Source organism: Klebsiella sp. DY2415 (assembly GCF_026314315.1).
Classification (GTDB): Bacteria; Pseudomonadota; Gammaproteobacteria; order Enterobacterales; family Enterobacteriaceae; genus Klebsiella; species Klebsiella ornithinolytica.
The window spans coordinates 527,919-545,724 of sequence record NZ_CP111115.1 but is presented as its reverse complement, the minus strand read 5'-3'; the positions used below and the strand labels follow the sequence as shown (position 1 = coordinate 545,724).

Sequence of the window (17,806 nt, the reverse complement as noted above, 5' to 3'; positions counted from 1 at the left end):
ATGGCCTCATAGGGAACGCTTATTATGCGATCGGCTTCACTAAACGAGGATCCAGACGATCGCTCTTGTTACTTACGTGATTGTTTTTTCTGGCCGAAGGCGTGCCAGGTGGCGGAAACGCTATTGAGGTGGGTCTGCAAGGCGCGATCGGCCTCGTCAGGGTCATGGCGGCGGATCGCATCGACGATGTCGATATGTTGTTGATAGCTCACGTTATTATGTTCGTGAAGCTCGTGCTCCGGGACGGTAGGGCGTGCGGCGATGAGCCAGTCCAGCAGGGCGACATGGATAGCCAGGAAGATAGGATTCCCGGGAATTTCCGCCAGTACGCGGTGAAATTCAACGTCTGAACGGATAAACAGCGCGTTATCATCAAGCGACTGGCTGTTGATCTTCAGCGCTTGCTCCAGCTTTGCAACCTGCTCGTCGCTGGCGTGTTCCGCAGCATAGCGAACCAGGCTGGACTCGAAAAACAGACGCAGCTGTTCAAAATGCGCAATCCCGCCGGGGTGAGAGAGAAAATCCTTCGCCATCCCCGAAAGTTCGCCAATGATGGTGTCGGCAGAAGGCCGTGAGACGCGGGCGCGTTCACCGTTGTTAATCTGCACCAGTCCTTTACGCTTTAAGGCGGCCAGAGCTTCGCGCACAGAAGGTCGTCCGACGTTGAAAAACGTCATCAGCTCACGTTCAGAAGGTAGCTGCTCGCCTTCGGCAAACTCACGGCGGCGAATCATATTCTCAAGCTCTTCTTCCACCATTTCCGACAGCTTTTTGCGCGCCAGAGGACGGCGGTGCAGGCTGTTACCGATTGGGGTGGATGCTTCTTCTGTCTGGGGATCAAATGCGCTCATAGGGACCATGTGTGATGTGTGACAGCAAGTGACGACCGGACCATCTTAACACAAGAATGCCATGCTGGCGGCGTAGATAACAGAACAGGCCCCGAAGGGCCTGCAATCTGAAATCCACGACCTGCTGGATTACTTCACGACGCGCAGCGCCGGACGCCCACCGCGCGGCGGCGGAGGCGTATCATCCGGGTCATCATCATGGTGATCCGGCTTATCGCCGTCGATCACCGACATGACCGTCTCGCTTTCATTGCTTACCGATGCATCGTCATCATTCAGGGTGGTGACGTCTTCATCATAAGCCGCTTCAGGTTCGAACATGGTACCCGCACCGTTTTCACGAGCATAGATAGCCAGAACGGCAGCCATAGGCACGGAAACATTACGCGGGACACCGCCGAAGCGCGCGTTGAAGCGGACTTCGTCATTAGCCAGTTCCAGATTACCCACGGCGCGGGGAGCAATATTCAGAACGATTTGTCCGTCGCGCGCATACTCCATCGGCACCTGTACGTTTGGCAGTGTCACATCCACAACCAGGTGTGGAGTCAGCTGGTTATCCAGCAGCCACTCATAGAACGCCCGCAGCAGGTACGGGCGACGCGGCGTTAGCTGCGATACATCCATCGGTTAGCCCCGACCGAGACGCATTTCACGCTCGGCTTCAGTTAAAGAAGCGAGGAAGGAATCACGTTCAAAGACGCGAGTCATATAGCCCTTGAGCTCTTTCGCGCCGGCACCAATAACTTCAACACCGAGAACCGGCAAACGCCACAGCAGCGGCGCCAGATAGCAATCAACGAGGCTGAACTCATCGCTCAGGAAGTAAGGTTTCTGAGTGAAGACAGGCGCAATCGCCTGCAGCTCTTCACGCAGCTGTTTACGTGCGGTATCCGCTTGCGCTGCGGTACCGGTCTGAATGGTGTTCATCAACGAATACCAGTCTTTCTCGATACGCTGCATGTACAGACGACTTTCTCCACGCGCGACCGGATAGACCGGCATTAACGGTGGATGCGGGAAACGCTCATCCAGATATTCCATAATGATGCGGGATTCCCACAGAGTGAGCTCACGATCCACCAGCGTAGGTACGCTTTGATTCGGGTTGAGGTCAATCAGATCCTGAGGTGGGTTGTCCTTCTCCACGTGCTCTATCTCAAAACTAACACCTTTTTCTGCCAGCACGATGCGGACTTGGTGGCTATAGATGTCAGTAGGACCAGAAAACAGCGTCATTACCGAACGTTTGTTGGCAGCGACAGCCATGAAAACCTCCAGGTATATTCAGAATTTTTGTACTGCTACCAGCCACGCGTGGCCAGCCAGATGTAAAAACCCCATTCGCGTGAAGTCATTATTGTTTATGCGAAAAAAACAAAAAACGAACAATCACCAGCATTTGGGCAGAAAATTGGATGATAGTTTACCAGATCTTGAAGGCATTGTGGTGAGGGGATTCTGGAAATGCTGAAAAAGTGGTAAGAACAGGCGATTTGCTTGTGGATAACCGCAGGTTTATGCATAAAAAAACCCGCCGAAGCGGGTTTTTTCGCAAATTGTTCTGCGTAAGCAGAAAACAATTAACGTTTGGAGAACTGAGGACGACGACGTGCTTTACGCAGACCGACTTTCTTACGTTCAACCTGACGAGCATCACGGGTAACGAAGCCAGCTTTACGCAGTTCGCCACGCAGGGACTCATCATACTCCATCAGAGCGCGGGTGATACCGTGACGGATCGCACCAGCCTGACCAGAGATACCACCACCTTTAACGGTGATGTACAGATCCAGTTTCTCAACCATGTCGACCAGTTCCAGCGGCTGACGAACTACCATGCGGGCAGTTTCACGACCGAAGTACTGTTCCAGAGAACGCTGGTTGATAACGATTTTGCCGCTGCCTGGTTTGATGAAAACGCGAGCTGCGGAACTTTTGCGGCGACCAGTGCCGTAATATTGATTTTCAGCCATTGCCTATAATCCCGATTAGATGTCAAGAACTTGCGGTTGCTGTGCCGCGTGGTTGTGCTCGTTACCCGCGTAAACTTTCAGTTTACGGTACATAGCACGACCCAACGGGCCTTTTGGCAACATGCCTTTAACCGCGATTTCAATCACACGCTCAGGACGGCGAGCAATCATCTCTTCAAAGGTCGCTTCTTTGATACCACCGATGTGGCCGGTGTGATGGTAGTACATTTTGTCTTCGCGCTTGTTGCCGGTTACAGCAACTTTTTCTGCGTTCAGAACGATGATGTAATCACCAGTATCGACGTGCGGAGTGTATTCCGCTTTATGCTTACCGCGCAGGCGACGAGCCAGTTCAGAAGCCAGACGGCCCAGAGTTTTACCGGTCGCGTCAACAACATACCAGTCGCGCTTTACGGTTTCTGGTTTAGCTGTAAAAGTTTTCATTAAAAGCTTACCCAAATAATAAGTTACACGTTGGTGAACACCCAAACGTTTAGTCAGTTGAGGTTCACACGACATTGTCCAGCAAACCTACCCCTTCGAATAGCCTATGCCGGCACTATAGAAAGTTTTGGGAAAAAAACCTTCTTGTAACGTGGGGTCGCAAGATTATAGAGAAGTCGGGGCCAAAGATCGACCCCTTTATGTGATTTGAACCTGCTTTTTTCGGCGGCGCGTTGCCGCGCGATATCCTTATGTCATGGCAACACGATGCGCGGGGGAACGCCCGCCAGTTAAGGCATATGCGGGCGTTTCAAATACTCTTCGCTTTGCATTTCCTGCAGGCGCGATAAGCAGCGCTGAAACTCAAACTTCAGCCGCTCTCCCTGATAAATGTCATACAGCGGCACCGCGGCGCTGACAACCAGCTTAACGTGCCGCTCGTAGAACTCATCCACCAGGGCGATAAACCGCCGGGCTTCACTCTCCAGCTGCGTCGTCATCACCGGTACATCAAACAACATGACGGTATGGAACAGGCGCGAAAGCGCGATGTAATCGTGCTGACTGCGCGCGTCCACGCATAGGGTAGCAAACGAGGCCGCCAGCGTCTGGTTTTCGACGCCTAATGTCGGGAGCGGTCGATGGTTAATTTCCAGCGTCGGCGTCTGCTCGCGTTTCGCCCCCGCTAAGGCCAGCCACAGTTTATCCATCTGCTGCTGCGTCTGCGCATCGAGCGGCGACAGCCAAAGATGGGCCTGCGTCAGCGTGCGCAGGCGGTAATCAATGCCCGCGTCCACATTCATAATGTCGCAATGCTGTTTAATCGCCTCGATCGCGGGCAGGAAACGGGCGCGCTGCAGGCCGTTGCGATAGAGCTCATCTGGCGGGATGTTCGAGGTAGCCACCAGCGTGATGCCACGCGCAAACAGGGCTTTCATCAGACCGCCCAGCAGCATGGCATCAGTAATATCGGAGACAAAAAACTCATCAAAACAGAGAACGTCGGTTTCCGCCTTGAAGCGATCGGCGAGGATTTCCAGCGGGTCGCTGTGTCCCTGCAGGGCCACCAGCTCTTCATGGACGCGCAGCATAAAGCGATGGAAGTGCAGGCGCTGCTTACGATCGCCGGGCAGGCTATGATAAAACAGGTCCATCAGCCAGGTTTTCCCTCGCCCGACGCCCCCCCACATATAGAGGCCACGTACGGCAGCCGTCTCGACGGTAGGTTCACGCTTACCCAGCAGTTTGCCGAATTTTGCCCGCAGGCCGCCGCTTTGTGGCGCCGGAACGGGTTTATTCTGCAGTTCATGATAGATAGTATCGAGGCGGCTTACCGCTTCCTGCTGGACGTCGTCAGGTTGATGGCTGCCCTCTTTGAGAGCTAAAAGGTAACGCGATGTTGGGGACAGGCTTTGCATGATCTAATTGTTATTCCTTGAAAACCGTAATGCTGAAGCTCACGATTGACGAAAAAAAGGCCGTTCTACACTACGCGATGATACGCCAGGATTCCACTTCTGTGGAATTAGCGGTTATAGTGGCACTATCGGGCGCAGGCGGAGAGCCTTACAGCCACCCTACGGAACCACAAAACAACGGGAGATGTACATGACCTGGGAATATGCGCTAATTGGGCTAGTTGTCGGTATCATCATCGGTGCCGTCGCCATGCGTTTTGGCAACCGCAAATTACGTCAACAGCAGGCGCTGCAGTTCGAACTGGAAAAGAATAAAACAGAGCTTGAAGAGTATCGTGAAGAGCTGGTCAGTCATTTTGCCCGCAGCGCTGAACTGCTGGATAACATGGCCGATGATTACCGCCAGCTGTATCAGCACATGGCTAAAAGCTCCAGCAGTCTGCTGCCGGATACCATGGCGGATGCAAACCCGTTCCGCAATCGCCTGGCAGAATCAGAAGCCGGTAACGATCAGGCACCGGTCCAGATGCCGCGCGATTATTCTGAAGGCGCATCCGGCCTGCTGCGCGGTGGCGCAAAACGCGACTGATTTATCCCTGCCAGCAAAAATATTATCCGGGCGCACTCTCTGCGCCCGCCTCAACCCCACATCCCAGCTATTATTTAATCATTGACCGCATTGTTAGCCGGTTGAAAATTCAATAACATCAGGCCATTCGGGACGTTTTTCCATACACCTCAGGTTACGAGAGCCAGCATCTAATGAAGAAACAGACTTTGCTGTTGAGTGCGTTAGCGTTAAGCATCGGGTTATCGTTGTCGGTTTTACCTACGGCGACGGCATCGTTACCCACGCAGGTACCCGGCCAGGGAGCTTTGCCAAGCCTTGCGCCGATGCTGGAAAAAGTGCTGCCCGCGGTCGTGAGCGTACAGGTTGAAGGGACCGCCGCCCCGGCGCAAAACATGCCGGAAGAGTTGAAAAAGTTCTTTGGCGACAATGCGCCGCAGGAGCAGGCTCAGCCTTTTGAAGGTCTGGGCTCCGGGGTCATCATCGATGCCGCCAAAGGCTATGTCTTAACCAATAATCACGTGATCAGCCAGGCACAGAAAATCAGCGTTCAGCTTAACGATGGCCGCGAATTTGATGCGAAGCTGGTCGGCAGCGACGATCAGAGCGATATCGCCCTGCTGCAATTACAAAACCCCAGCCATCTGACGCAAATCGCGATCGCCGATTCCGATAAACTTCGCGTTGGCGATTTCGCCGTGGCCGTCGGTAATCCGTTTGGCCTCGGGCAGACCGCCACATCAGGTATTATCTCCGCACTCGGTCGCAGCGGTCTCAACCTTGAAGGACTGGAGAACTTTATCCAGACCGATGCCTCTATCAACCGGGGTAACTCCGGCGGCGCGCTGCTGAACCTGAACGGCGAGCTGATTGGTATCAACACCGCGATTCTGGCGCCAGGCGGTGGCAGCGTCGGCATAGGCTTTGCCATTCCGAGTAATATGGCGAAAACCCTCGCTCAACAGCTGATCCAGTTTGGTGAAATCAAACGCGGCCTGCTGGGAATTAAAGGCATGGAAATGAGCGCGGATATTGCTAAAGCGATGAATATCGACGCTCAGCGCGGGGCCTTCGTCAGCGAAGTCTTACCAAATTCAGGTTCAGCGAAAGCCGGGATTAAGTCCGGCGACGTGATTGTCAGCATGAACGGTAAACCGCTGAGCAGCTTTGCCGAGCTGCGTTCGCGAATTGCCACGACCGAGCCGGGCACCAAAGTGAAGCTGGGCCTGCTGCGCGACGGGAAACCGCTGGATGTCGAAGTCACTCTGGATAAGAGCACCTCGTCTACCGCCAGCGCCGATCTCATCATCCCTGCGCTTCAGGGGGCATCGCTGAGCGACGGTCAGTTGAAAGACGGCACCAAAGGCGTCGCCGTCGACAACGTCGATAAAGGAAGCCCGGCGGCGCAGGTTGGCCTGCATAAGGACGATATTATTATCGGCCTTAACCGCGAGCGCGTGCGCTCTATTGCCGAACTACGTAAAGTGCTGGAGAGCAAGCCGGCTGTCATCGCCCTGAACGTCATTCGCGGTAACGAAAGCATCTATCTGCTGCTGCGATAACACGCCTTTCCGGACATCGCCCGCAGTACGATGTCCGGATAACTCGTGCTATGCTGCGCATGTCCATCCATCAACGATACCGGTATCATGCCTGGAAAGTTTTTACGTTCTGTACTCATTGGTTTGATCGTCGGAGGCCTGCTGCTGGCCGTAATGCCTTCGCTGCGTCAATGGCAACTGTCGACGACGACCCAGTACGATAGCGCGGACGAGTCGCCCGCCAGCTATAATTCTGCCGTTCGCCGCGCTGCCCCTGCGGTGGTCAACGTCTATAACCGCGCGCTGAACGGTACCAGCCATAATCAGCTGACTCTGGGCTCCGGCGTTATCATGGACCAGCGTGGCTACATCCTGACCAACAAACACGTCATCAATGACGCGGATCAGATTATTGTCGCCCTGCAGGATGGTCGCGTTTTTGAAGCGTTGTTGGTTGGTTCTGATACCCTGACTGACCTGGCGGTATTAAAAATTAACGCCAATGCCGGCCTGCCGGTCATTCCTATCAACCCGAAACGGGTGCCGCATATCGGCGATGTTGTCCTCGCGATTGGTAACCCTTACAACCTCGGTCAGACGATTACGCAAGGGATTATCAGCGCTACCGGTCGTATCGGCCTGAACCCGACCGGACGGCAAAATTTCCTGCAAACCGACGCCTCAATCAACCACGGCAACTCCGGCGGTGCGCTGGTGAACTCGCTGGGCGAACTGATGGGCATCAACACGCTGTCATTTGATAAAAGCAACGATGGCGAAACGCCGGAAGGGATCGGCTTTGCGATTCCCTTCCAGCTGGCAACCAAGATTATGGATAAGCTGATCCGCGATGGCCGCGTGATCCGCGGTTATATCGGTATCAGCGGCCGCGAGATTGCGCCGCTGCATGCTCAGGGCGGCGGCATCGATCAGCTGCAGGGGATTGTGGTTAATGACGTTGCTCCGGATGGTCCGGCGGCCCAGGCCGGTATCCGCGCCAACGACGTGATCATTTCGGTGAATGACAAACCGGCGGTTTCTGCTCTCGAAACCATGGACCAGGTCGCGGAAATCCGCCCAGGCTCAGAAATTCCGGTGGTTATCATGCGCGATGACAAAAAAATCACGCTGCATATCGCCGTTCAGGAATATCCGGCAACCAACTAAAGCCCGAGACCGGGCTTTAGCTTTTGACAGTGACGTTAACGTCAATCAGGCGTTAACGTCGATCATCGTCTTAATTTCATTCGTCATCGGGAGCGTCCATGCTTCCTGGGCGCGCGCCAGCGGCAAACGTCGGCTGATCAAAATATCGGCGTTCAGCCTCTGCTCCTCCAGCGCCGCGATAACCGCAGGCCAGGTGAACTTATAGCGCATCACCCCGTGAATGGTGACTTCGCGTTCTATCACCGCTGACATGGGAAAGCCGCCCACCTGTTCACCCACGCCGATCATGATTGCCCGCCCGCCGGAAAGTACGCTCAGACAGGCGTCGTGGCGCACGGACTGTACGCCCGTGCATTCAAGCAGCACGTCATACTGCCGGTCGTTATCGGCCAGAGTACTCAGCGTTTCAGCCCCCAGCTCATGGGCAATTTTGCGCCGCCCCTCCTGAGGCTCAACCAGCACCACTTCCGTGGCGCCCAGCGTTTTAGCGACCTGAACGGCGAATAACCCCACCGGGCCGCCGCCGGTGATTAACACGCGGGACCCCAGACCAATCTGCCCTTTTTGCGCCCCTGCCAGCGCGACTGAAATCGTTTCAACCATCGCCGCCGCGCCGTCGCTAATGGCGTCGCTGATAGCGTGCGCGTTGCCTGACGGGACGCACAGATACTGCTGCATGGCGCCATAGGTACCCGGTACGCCGAAAAACTTCTGCGTCGGACAGATATTATAATTGCCCTGCACACAGTGCCGGCAGCGGCCGCAGGGTACCAGCGGATCCACCGATACGCGCTGCCCGACGCGGTGCGGCGAAATTCCCTGCCCCACCGCCACAATCGCCCCGCCAAACTCGTGTCCCATAATCATCGGCGCGGTAATCATTTCGCTGCCGCAGCGGCCGTCGAAGTAAAAATGCTTATCCGAACCGCACACGCCGACCGAGCCGATTTTCAGCAGCACTTCCCCGGCCTGCGGCTGCGGCACGGCGGTAGTCTGTAGCTCAAGGGTTTCTTTCGCCATCAGGAACAGCGCACGCTGGCTGTCCGGAATATCTGTTTCAAATGCCATAACGACCTCTCAGTCTGAGTTGATTTTATTGAGCAAAACGCCCGAAGAAGCGGCATTGCGCGCGTTGAACTGCCCGTTAAGCAGGCTCTGTTCGATATCCTCCAACGTTCTCCCCCGCGTCTCCGGGGCATAGCGCCACACGAAGACCCAGGCGAGCGCGTTGACCGCGGCCAGCGCGCCGAACACCAGGCCGATGCCAAGCGCATCGGCCGTGAAATAGAGCAGCAGGGTGACGAGGAAGTTGACCACCCACAGCGCAAACGAGCACAAAGCCGTGCCTTTTCCCCGCACGCCAAGGGGGAAGATTTCGGCGCAGTACAGCCAGGTCACAACCGACAGGCTGCCGCCGTTGAAGGCGAAATATCCCAGCAGGCAGGCCAGCACGATAATTTTATGGCCGTCACTCAGCAGCTCCTGCGCGTGGGCGGACCATGGCAACAGCATCGACATCACCGCCAGCACCACCACCGCGCCGGGCAGGCCAATCAGCATCAGGCGCCGCCGCCCGAGCACGTCCAGCAGCCAAATGCCTAACAGGGTGAATACCGTGAGCACCACGCCGATCCCGACGGAGCCGAGGATCGCCACCGACTTGCCAAACTGCGCCATCACCAGCAAGGAAGGGGCGTAATAGATGATGGCGCTGATGCCGGTAGCCTGAGAGAAAATAGCGATGCCCAGACCGGCGACCAGCGCGGGCCGCACCCAGGGCTGGAACAGCTCTCTCCAGCTCGACTGCTGGTCCTGATGCAGCCGCCCTATCTCCTTGACTTCCTGAGCGGCTTCGTGCCCGGTGCGCCCTACGCGGACGAGGATTTCCTCCGCCCGTTTAGCCTGCTGCTTGCCCACCAGCCAGCGCGGGCTTTCCGGCAGATACAGCATCATCACGATAAAAATCACCGCCGGGATAACCGCCAGCCCGAGCATCCACTCCCAGGCGCCGGACGGCCCAAGCAGATAGCCTACGGCGTAGGCCAGCAGCGTGCCGACGCAGATCATCATCTGGAACAGCACGCCCTGAGCGCCGCGCCGATGGGCAGGCGCCAGCTCGGCGATATACATCGGAACAATTTGCGAGGAGCCTCCGACGCCCAGGCCAAGCAGGAAACGCATGACAATCAGCATATTGAGGGAGGTCGCTAAAGCGCAGCCGAGAGCGAATAAAGCAAACAGTATTGAGATGACGATGACGGTTCTGCGCCGCCCCAGACGATCCGAGAGCGGGCCGGTCAGCAGCGCGCCAAATATCGCGCCGAGAAGCGTGGCGGAGGTGACCACCGACTGCATAAAGGCGTTGTCCGCGATGGCGAAATCCTCGCGCAGAAAGAGCAAGGCGCTGGCAATAATGCCCGTGTCGTAGCCATACAGCAGGCCGCCGATGCTTGCCCCGATGGCGACCAGAAAGCTGTAGCGTCTGCCGTGGGCGACGGCCGTGGGAGGGGTCGATAACGTGTTCATATTAACCTCACAAGAGAATAGTCAGGCTCCCCGGGCCAAATTTCGGCAAAGGGAGGCCAGGCGATAGCGGGTATCACAAAAAAGTAAGGATTAAATGGGAGAAAGCGGGCTTCCCACTGGTCGTACGGCGCGCGACAGCAATTGGATCAGGACGATCGTGCGCCTGAAGATCACACCTCGTGGACAGGGATCTTCAACAGCTGCCCAAGTTTATGAAACGCCTGGGCGTGGTATCCCCGTCCCATCGCGCAGTGATGGGTCGGGCCGCAGGCGGACCAGTCATCCACAAAAGCGCGCAGCCCTTTGCGGAAACGGAACAGGGCGTTCGTATCCCCAAGCTGCAGCGTTCTGCCTTCCACCAGCTCGCCCTCGGCCAGCACCAGCATGTACTGACCGTCGGCCCCCTGAGTAACGGAAGCCAGGGTTACCGGCCCGGTGGCCGGGGTAAACTGGGTCAGAAAACCGCTGCCCGGCTTGCCGTGGAAGACGGCGCTCATTTTGAGCAGGGATTTTTCATCGGCGATGTCCGGATCGCCTGCCCCGCTGTGCCCGACGATGCAAAGATCCTGATTGAAATCCATCGAATACAGCTCGGTCAGCGTTGCGCTGCCGGCCAGGGATTTCATCAGCGTCAGCGCGATCGCCGTTTTGACGTCGGCCTCAACCGGGCAGGCGATCCCTTGCCGGGTCAGCATGGAGAAGACCGGATTCGACGCGGAGATAATCTGGTGCATATAGCCGCTGGGCTGCACCTCGAAGTGGTTCGACAGCGCAATCAGCCGGTGCTCATCCACCAGCCTGCGGGTGGCCAGATAGACCTCAATCATTGAGGTCAGATGCTGCTCATCCAGATCCTCCGGCAGGCGGAAAACCTCTTTCACCTCCCGACCCGCCCGCTCGATGTCGTCCTGGTTAAAGCCGTGGGCAATATTGGCCGCGATATCCTCCCAGTTCAGATGCTTCACGTAGCTGCCGAAGGTGCGGAAAATCTGCGTCTCATCGACGTTGAGATCCATCATCCCCGGATACGGACGGCCAAGAATGCCGATGTTCCCTGACTTCAGGCGACGGCAGGCGTTGGCCGCGTCGCACCACTGGCTAATCTTCTCATCAAGGATCGTATCTCCTTCAAGGTAGCCGGAAACCACCGCAAAAGGATGCTCGAAACGGCGCAGCACGGCGGTCATTTCGGGCAGCCCGGCGCAGGTACAACCTTTGCCCAACCAGTCGTCGATAGTCAGGGTTCTATCCAGATCCAACGCGGGAACCGACTGGACGTTCAGCAGCACCAGCGTCACGTTGCCCAGCGTGCGCACTACCGGCAACAGGGCCTCGGACGAGGCGTAGGTTGTCAGGTGGCAGAAAATAATATCCACATCTTCCGCCTGAAAGCGCAGCCCCGCCTCCCGCGCTCTTGCCGGATTGTCCACCATGCCTGCGGCAACGACGTCGCGCGGCGAGAATTTCTCCAGCAGCCGCTGATGATGCTCCATCAGTCGCTCTTTCATGCCCGAAAACTGCGGCCAGTACGCTTCAAGACCGATGGCGAAAATACCAATTTTTGCACTCATAAAGGTTCTCCTTTGCGGTTATACAATGCGGGTAGCCGTCACGCCGAGCAGACTGGCGAGCCTTTCAAGCGTCGTACCGTGGTGCCCGATACCGATGGCGCAGTGATGAGCCGCCCCGCCGCGCGACCAGCTTTCGGTGAAGGCCCGGGCGCCGCAGGCGAAGCGGTAGCGGCTGTTGGTGTTGCCGATATCCAGTATTTCTCCCGCCAGCGATTCTCCTTCGGCGTACTGCAAAATCACCCGGTTGTTGACGTCCTCCACCACCGACAGGAAGGTGACCGGCCCGTTGCGTACACTCATCTGGATCGAGATCCCTTTGCCGGGCTTACCGTGATAAACCGGCAAAGGCACCAGGCGCACTTCACCTTCAGCCATCGCCGGATGAGCCGGGCCGTCATGCCCCCACAGTACGACATCATCATCGAAATCAATGCCGTAAGGTTCGGCAAACGAGCCTCCGGCCCCGAGTAAAGAGAGAATTTTCATCGCGATAACGTTTTTAACTTCGTACTCCCCGGCAACCGGAATATCCCGCCCGGTAAGCAGCGTGTTGCCCAGAATCAGCGAGGTGACGATATTTTCATGGGCGCTGCCCGGCGTGCCTTCGTAGTAGTACGCCAGCGCGTGCAGTTTGTTTTCCCTGACCAGGTCGTCGAGAGCGACGGCGGTATGCGTTGCCCGCAGCAACTCCCGCTCATCGCAGCTGTCATCGATGACCAGCTTTTCCCTTATTTCCCGCCGTTTCTCTTCTATTTGCCTGTCGGAAACCTGCTCGCGCCAGCTCATCAGCTCGCACATCTCCAGCGGCTGGAAGCGAACGCCCAGCTTCGCCGAGAGGTTCGTCATGTTGGAATAGACGTCGTACATGCCGTTGTAGTAGTGGCCGAGCACGCCAATCTGCGTCTGCGCCAGCTGCTTTTTCAGCGTCAGCGCCGTCAGCCAGGCGCGGGTTTCCCGCCAGACGTGGGGATCGTTGTGCAATGCTCCGACGATCATTTCCCAGTGGATCCCGGCGCGATTAAAGACGTTCGCCAGTTCCGGCGCGCTGCACGCCTGGCAATGCGCCAGCCACTCGCCGGTGCGCGCCCCGCGATCGGGCAGATCGCGAATCACGCTGTACGGCAACGTCCGCTCCGGCTGGAGGGCCAGGATCAGCACCGGCACGCTAAACTGCTGCACCAGCGGCAGCACGGTGGAGCTCAGGGCATAGGTGCTGATGGCTATCACAATAACGTCCGGGGAAAACTGCCTGAGACGCAGGGCCAGCGCATCGCTTTTCTCCAGCGAATCCACCAGCCCACCGTTCAGCACCGTGAGCGATGGCGCAGAGAGCTGCTCTTCAATCTCCTGCAGGTAGCCCAGCAGGCGCTGTTCGAGGCCGCTGAACTGCGGCCAGTAGGTATTGAGCCCGATACCAAATAGCGCGGTATTAAGCGTGGAGGGTATATTCATAGGTTGTCTCCTGATGAGGATAAATCGTCTGAGAAAGGAAAATGTCCACGTCCCAGACCCCGCGCCTGAAGCGCTCGTCGACAGTGGCTGGGGGACTGGTTAAAGCTTTTCTGAAAGATGACCGAGAAATAGTTGCTGTCGCTAAAACCGCTTACCTCCGCCACTTCTGCAATGGAGAGGTCGCTGGTGCCGAGCAGCGTGATGGCGCGGCACAGGCGGCGCTGCATCTGGTAGCGGCTGATGGTCATACCGGTTATCTGTTTGAAAGCGTCGCGTACCGAACGCGGAGAAAGCTGGTGCTGCGCGCAGAGGGATTCCAGCTCAAATCTCTCATTCAGCCGCGAGCCGAGGCTGGCGATGACCAGATCGATATCCTGACGGGCATGAGAAGTCAGCTTGTCCGGTGCGTAGCGGTGGCGCATCAGCAAAAGTACCAGTTCGAGAAATATCGACTCGGTCAGGCGTAAAGAAACAGGGTCCCGCCTGCCGCACTCGCCGGCCAGGCGCTCGACGTGCTGGCGGATCACTGCCAGCGACTCCCGGGTTAATCGCCAGCTACGGCTTTGCTGGTGGGTTTCCGTGCCGGGCAGCAGATTGTGCCAGTCGGTGCCCAGGCGCAGGCGGTCGCGGCAAAACAGGATGTTGCCCAGCTCGAGGTTATCGACCGACTGGTAGTAATGGCTATCCTGCTGGGTCACATACAGCACGTCACCGTAAGTAATGCGGTACGGCAGCCCGTTCCAGATGTGTAATCCGTTGCCGCGCCAGACAATAACGATTTCGTCAAAATCATGGCGATGCAGAGGAAAGATATCCTGCGGGCAGCGGTGCTCCACCGCCACCGGATGGGCGGCACTCGTGAAGTAATCACTGCGCTTGAGCATTAAGGAGGTCATGTTTTTCCCGGTGATGGCGGCAAGGTGGAATCAATATAAGCCAGCCAAAAGCCGGGCCGCCTTAAGAGCCGGGTGGAAATTCGGGCGGGGCGTGACCAAAAAATCAAGAATCAGGAAGGGATTGCCGAAGTTGCAGAGGCGATCACATTTTGATAACAATCAACAGCGGGGCGAAACGGCGGAGGCTTTAAAAACAGCGAGCGGGCAAGGCTGCCCGCTCGTTTATATCATTGGCAAATCAGAACAATTACTTGTTAACAAAATCTTCGCCCAGGGCGATATCTTTCTTCAGCGTATCGAGCATGCCTTCCAGCGCCTGTTGCTCAAATGCGCTTAGCTTACCGAACGACTGACGCTCTTCGATGCCGTTTTTGCCCAGCAGTAACGGTTGCGAGAAGAAACGCGCGTACTGGCCATCACCTTCAACATAAGCGCATTCGACCACGCCTTTCTCGCCCTGCATCGCACGCACTAAGGAAAGACCAAAGCGGGCGGCCGCCTGCCCCATAGAAAGCGTGGCAGAACCGCCACCGGCTTTCGCTTCAACAACTTCGGTGCCGGCGTTCTGGATGCGTTTTGTCAGATCGGCAACTTCTTGCTCGCTGAAGCTCACGCCAGCAATCTGTGACAATAGCGGCAGGATGGTCACGCCGGAGTGGCCGCCAATAACCGGCACTTCAACGTCGGATGCGGATTTACCTTTCAGCTCAGCCACAAAGGTATTTGAACGGATGATGTCCAGCGTGGTCACGCCAAACAGTTTGTTCTTATCGTAAATGCCGGCTTTTTTCAGCACCTCTGCCGCGATGGCCACCGTGGTGTTCACCGGGTTAGTAATGATACCGATGCAGGCCTGCGGGCAGGTTTTCGCTATCTGCTGTACCAGGTTCTTCACGATACCAGCGTTAACGTTAAATAAATCGGAGCGATCCATGCCTGGTTTACGGGCTACGCCGGCGGAAATCAGCACCACATCAGCCCCAACAAGCGCCGGAGTTGCGTCTTCACCGGAGAAACCTTTGATTTTTACATCGGTAGGAATATGGCTAAGATCAACCGCCACGCCCGGCGTGACCGGAGCAATGTCGTACAACGAGAGTTCTGAACCTGAAGGCAGTTGGGTCTTAAGTAGTAGGGCAAGCGCCTGGCCGATTCCACCAGCGGCGCCGAGGACTGCAACTTTCATCCTAAACTCCTTATTATGGTTAATATAGTCTTTCGTTACTCCGTCGCCTGGACCTTAATTCACAAGATGAACAATTACAATAAGTATGGTTGAAGAATGCGTTCTGGTGCGCAGCGATGCATCCGCTTCGCATTTTCATCCCTGAGACTGACCATCCAGCAAAACGTAGTACCGGATCGACTATTGGTTACAATACACCCAGCTCACTCGGCAAAACAACATCATTCTCATAACATTTAGTTTACTTTTACAGCGATTTACGCGCTGTGATGAAGGCATGTTCCTTAGCAGGGTTATTTGCTAAAATATGCCCCCTTCATAACATTATTTACTTTATCCCCCTGCGGATTATTTGCATAAAAATTCATTACTATGCATAATGATGTTGTTTTTACCACCATAATTTGGGTGACTTATGCGAAGTTCGGCAAAACAAGAAGAACTGGTTAAAGCGTTTAAACTGCTGCTTAAAGAAGAAAAGTTCAGCTCTCAAGGTGAAATCGTCCAGGCGCTGCAGGAAGAAGGTTTCGATAATATCAACCAATCGAAAGTCTCCCGCATGTTGACAAAATTTGGCGCGGTTCGTACCCGTAACGCCAAAATGGAGATGGTCTATTGCCTGCCTGCCGAACTTGGCGTTCCTACGACCTCCAGCCCGCTGAAAAACCTCGTGTTGGATATCGACTATAACGATGCGGTCGTGGTTATCCATACCAGCCCGGGCGCTGCGCAGCTGATTGCTCGCCTGCTGGACTCTCTCGGGAAGGCGGAAGGGATTCTCGGCAGCATTGCCGGCGATGACACTATCTTTACGACCCCGGCCAGAGGCTTCACCGTCAAAGATCTGTACGACGCCATTCTCGTCCTGTTTGAACAGGAACTCTGAGAGCCTCCCCTCTGGTTCCCACCAGAGGGTCTTTTCAAAAATATTGCATTTCTTTAACATTTAGTGTGGTTTTCGGCCTCTATACATACTTTTACCGAATGAACGGGCCAGAAGCGCACAAAATATCAAAATACCCTATCTATATGATTTTAATCGCTATATCAGACTTCTATGGCGAGTAAATGACATTTCTAATTCTTATACGTTATAAAAACGACAATTCTTTGTAATTATTTACTCATACAACCATTAGCGTGGTATTAATATTTTTGGTGATTAGTGTATACTTGATTTTGTGATGAGGGTCACGAAACGAAGAGCCCTCAATAATAAGATTCGACGAGGTGAACATCATGAAAATCAAAACAACTGTAGCTGCACTAAGCATCCTGTCTGTTCTGTCCTTTGGCGCTTTCGCCGCTGACTCTATCAACAGCGATCAGGCGCAAGGCCGTCAGTCAATCGGTACCATTTCCGTCGGCGCGGTGAGTTCTTCCCCGATGGATATGCATGAGATGCTGAACAAAAAAGCTCAGGAAGAAGGTGCGTCTTCTTATCGCATCATCGAAGCCCGTACCGGTGACCACTGGCACGCTACGGCAGAGCTTTATAAATAAGACGTAATGATTGTCGGTTACGAACTAAATACGAATAATTCACAGCGGCCCAGGCCCATATAAAGCCTCCCGCCGCTGCAACAAATGGTTGGAGTAAAGATTATGAAACGTTCAATGATCATCGCATCCCTGGGCCTGGCTTCCGTTCTCTCCTTCGGCGCTAGCGCCGCCGTACATCAGGTCAACGCGGAACAAGCTCAAAACCTGCAGTCGATGGGCACCATCTCTGTTTCTCAGGTAGGCAGCGCCCCGATGGATATGCGCCATGAACTGGCGGCTAAAGCCGAAAAAGAAGGCGCAAGCAGCTACCGTATTATTGAAGCCCGTACCGGCGATAGCTGGCACGCTACAGCTGAGTTGTACAAATAAACCCTCGTCGTCTTATCCGACGACTTGCCCCCGCTTGTCGGGGGCTTTTTTATGCCTGCCTGGCGTTAAACCGTAGCTCCCCTTCCAGCTCTTCTTCCGCTTCATCAAACAGCAATATCAAGGCGCCAAAGCGCCGACGCTGCTTATCGCTTAAGTGAATAAACTCAATCTCCAGCGGCAGCGGCAGCAGACCGCTGGTAACGGCTTCCCACAATGAGTCCAGATTGTTCACCTGCTCGCGGTTGAGCGAGAAGCTCCGCGAAAATTCACGATAGAAATCCTGCTGATCGGCTATATCATCAAAATCAAATGTATAGATAGTCATCGCCCACACCCTG

The 17,806-nt window shown here is 55.5% G+C and carries 19 protein-coding genes; 6 read left to right on the top strand and 13 right to left on the bottom strand.

The window, feature by feature from the left end:
• Positions 1 to 68 precede the first annotated feature (68 nt).
• The 6 genes from nanR to zapE form a co-directional block, all read right to left on the bottom strand.
• The gene (gene nanR, locus OQV00_RS02600; RefSeq protein ID WP_015585646.1) at positions 69 to 860 is read right to left on the bottom strand and encodes a transcriptional regulator NanR; all 792 of its coding nucleotides are present in this window, start codon (positions 858 to 860) and stop codon (positions 69 to 71) included.
• 120 nt (positions 861 to 980) lie between these two features.
• Positions 981 to 1,478: a ClpXP protease specificity-enhancing factor gene (gene sspB, locus OQV00_RS02595; protein WP_004868216.1), complete on the bottom strand. Its 498-nt coding sequence runs from the start codon at positions 1,476 to 1,478 to the stop codon at positions 981 to 983.
• Between the two features lie 3 nt (positions 1,479 to 1,481).
• Positions 1,482 to 2,120: a stringent starvation protein SspA gene (gene sspA / locus OQV00_RS02590; protein ID WP_004868218.1), complete on the bottom strand. Its 639-nt coding sequence runs from the start codon at positions 2,118 to 2,120 to the stop codon at positions 1,482 to 1,484.
• A gap of 314 nt (positions 2,121 to 2,434) precedes the next feature.
• Complete coding sequence (rpsI, locus tag OQV00_RS02585; RefSeq protein WP_003025138.1) at positions 2,435 to 2,827, bottom strand: 30S ribosomal protein S9; 393 nt, start codon at positions 2,825 to 2,827, stop codon at positions 2,435 to 2,437.
• A 15-nt stretch (positions 2,828 to 2,842) separates the two neighbouring features.
• Positions 2,843 to 3,271, bottom strand: coding sequence for a 50S ribosomal protein L13 (gene rplM / locus OQV00_RS02580; protein WP_004868222.1), 429 nt, complete (start codon positions 3,269 to 3,271; stop codon positions 2,843 to 2,845).
• A gap of 290 nt (positions 3,272 to 3,561) precedes the next feature.
• Positions 3,562 to 4,689 carry a cell division protein ZapE gene (zapE, locus tag OQV00_RS02575; protein WP_004868224.1) on the bottom strand — a complete coding sequence of 376 codons (1,128 nt, stop codon included), beginning with the start codon at positions 4,687 to 4,689 and terminating at the stop codon, positions 3,562 to 3,564.
• A 190-nt stretch (positions 4,690 to 4,879) separates the two neighbouring features.
• Here zapE and zapG point away from each other — a divergent pair, with 190 nt between their 5' ends.
• The 3 genes from zapG to degS all read left to right on the top strand — a co-directional run bounded on the left by zapG (position 4,880) and on the right by degS (position 7,965).
• Complete coding sequence (gene zapG, locus OQV00_RS02570; protein WP_004868227.1) at positions 4,880 to 5,278, top strand: Z-ring associated protein ZapG; 399 nt, start codon at positions 4,880 to 4,882, stop codon at positions 5,276 to 5,278.
• Positions 5,279 to 5,451: 173 nt separating this feature from the next.
• The gene (degQ, locus tag OQV00_RS02565) at positions 5,452 to 6,819 is read left to right on the top strand and encodes a serine endoprotease DegQ (RefSeq protein WP_004868228.1); all 1,368 of its coding nucleotides are present in this window, start codon (positions 5,452 to 5,454) and stop codon (positions 6,817 to 6,819) included.
• Positions 6,820 to 6,906: 87 nt separating this feature from the next.
• Positions 6,907 to 7,965 carry an outer membrane-stress sensor serine endopeptidase DegS gene (degS, locus tag OQV00_RS02560; protein WP_004868231.1) on the top strand — a complete coding sequence of 353 codons (1,059 nt, stop codon included), beginning with the start codon at positions 6,907 to 6,909 and terminating at the stop codon, positions 7,963 to 7,965.
• A gap of 45 nt (positions 7,966 to 8,010) precedes the next feature.
• Here the strand turns inward: degS and OQV00_RS02555 are convergent, their stop codons facing one another.
• From OQV00_RS02555 to mdh, 6 genes are all read right to left on the bottom strand, one after another.
• Entirely contained in the window at positions 8,011 to 9,033 is a 1,023-nt protein-coding gene (locus OQV00_RS02555) for an alcohol dehydrogenase catalytic domain-containing protein (RefSeq protein WP_015585645.1), read from the bottom strand.
• A gap of 9 nt (positions 9,034 to 9,042) precedes the next feature.
• The gene (locus OQV00_RS02550) at positions 9,043 to 10,491 is read right to left on the bottom strand and encodes a sugar porter family MFS transporter (RefSeq protein WP_004868236.1); all 1,449 of its coding nucleotides are present in this window, start codon (positions 10,489 to 10,491) and stop codon (positions 9,043 to 9,045) included.
• A gap of 170 nt (positions 10,492 to 10,661) precedes the next feature.
• Complete coding sequence (locus OQV00_RS02545; RefSeq protein ID WP_266279795.1) at positions 10,662 to 12,062, bottom strand: sugar isomerase; 1,401 nt, start codon at positions 12,060 to 12,062, stop codon at positions 10,662 to 10,664.
• Between the two features lie 18 nt (positions 12,063 to 12,080).
• On the bottom strand, positions 12,081 to 13,514 hold the full coding sequence (locus tag OQV00_RS02540; protein WP_266279793.1) for an L-fucose/L-arabinose isomerase family protein: 1,434 nt from the start codon (positions 13,512 to 13,514) through the stop codon (positions 12,081 to 12,083).
• Positions 13,511 to 14,410: a helix-turn-helix domain-containing protein gene (locus OQV00_RS02535; RefSeq protein ID WP_266279791.1), complete on the bottom strand. Its 900-nt coding sequence runs from the start codon at positions 14,408 to 14,410 to the stop codon at positions 13,511 to 13,513. The genes OQV00_RS02540 and OQV00_RS02535 overlap by 4 nt, the downstream gene beginning before the upstream one ends.
• Positions 14,411 to 14,657: 247 nt before the next feature.
• Positions 14,658 to 15,596: a malate dehydrogenase gene (gene mdh / locus OQV00_RS02530; protein WP_266279788.1), complete on the bottom strand. Its 939-nt coding sequence runs from the start codon at positions 15,594 to 15,596 to the stop codon at positions 14,658 to 14,660.
• A 415-nt stretch (positions 15,597 to 16,011) separates the two neighbouring features.
• Here mdh and argR point away from each other — a divergent pair, with 415 nt between their 5' ends.
• From argR to yhcN-B, 3 genes are all read left to right on the top strand, one after another.
• Entirely contained in the window at positions 16,012 to 16,482 is a 471-nt protein-coding gene (gene argR / locus OQV00_RS02525) for a transcriptional regulator ArgR (protein ID WP_004868245.1), read from the top strand.
• A gap of 353 nt (positions 16,483 to 16,835) precedes the next feature.
• Positions 16,836 to 17,099, top strand: coding sequence for a peroxide/acid stress response protein YhcN (gene yhcN, locus OQV00_RS02520; RefSeq protein ID WP_004868247.1), 264 nt, complete (start codon positions 16,836 to 16,838; stop codon positions 17,097 to 17,099).
• Between the two features lie 102 nt (positions 17,100 to 17,201).
• Positions 17,202 to 17,468, top strand: coding sequence for a DUF1471 family stress response protein YhcN-B (gene yhcN-B / locus OQV00_RS02515; RefSeq protein ID WP_004868249.1), 267 nt, complete (start codon positions 17,202 to 17,204; stop codon positions 17,466 to 17,468).
• Between the two features lie 49 nt (positions 17,469 to 17,517).
• Here the strand turns inward: yhcN-B and OQV00_RS02510 are convergent, their stop codons facing one another.
• Positions 17,518 to 17,793, bottom strand: coding sequence for a barstar family protein (locus OQV00_RS02510; RefSeq protein WP_004868252.1), 276 nt, complete (start codon positions 17,791 to 17,793; stop codon positions 17,518 to 17,520).
• Positions 17,794 to 17,806: the final 13 nt, after the last annotated feature.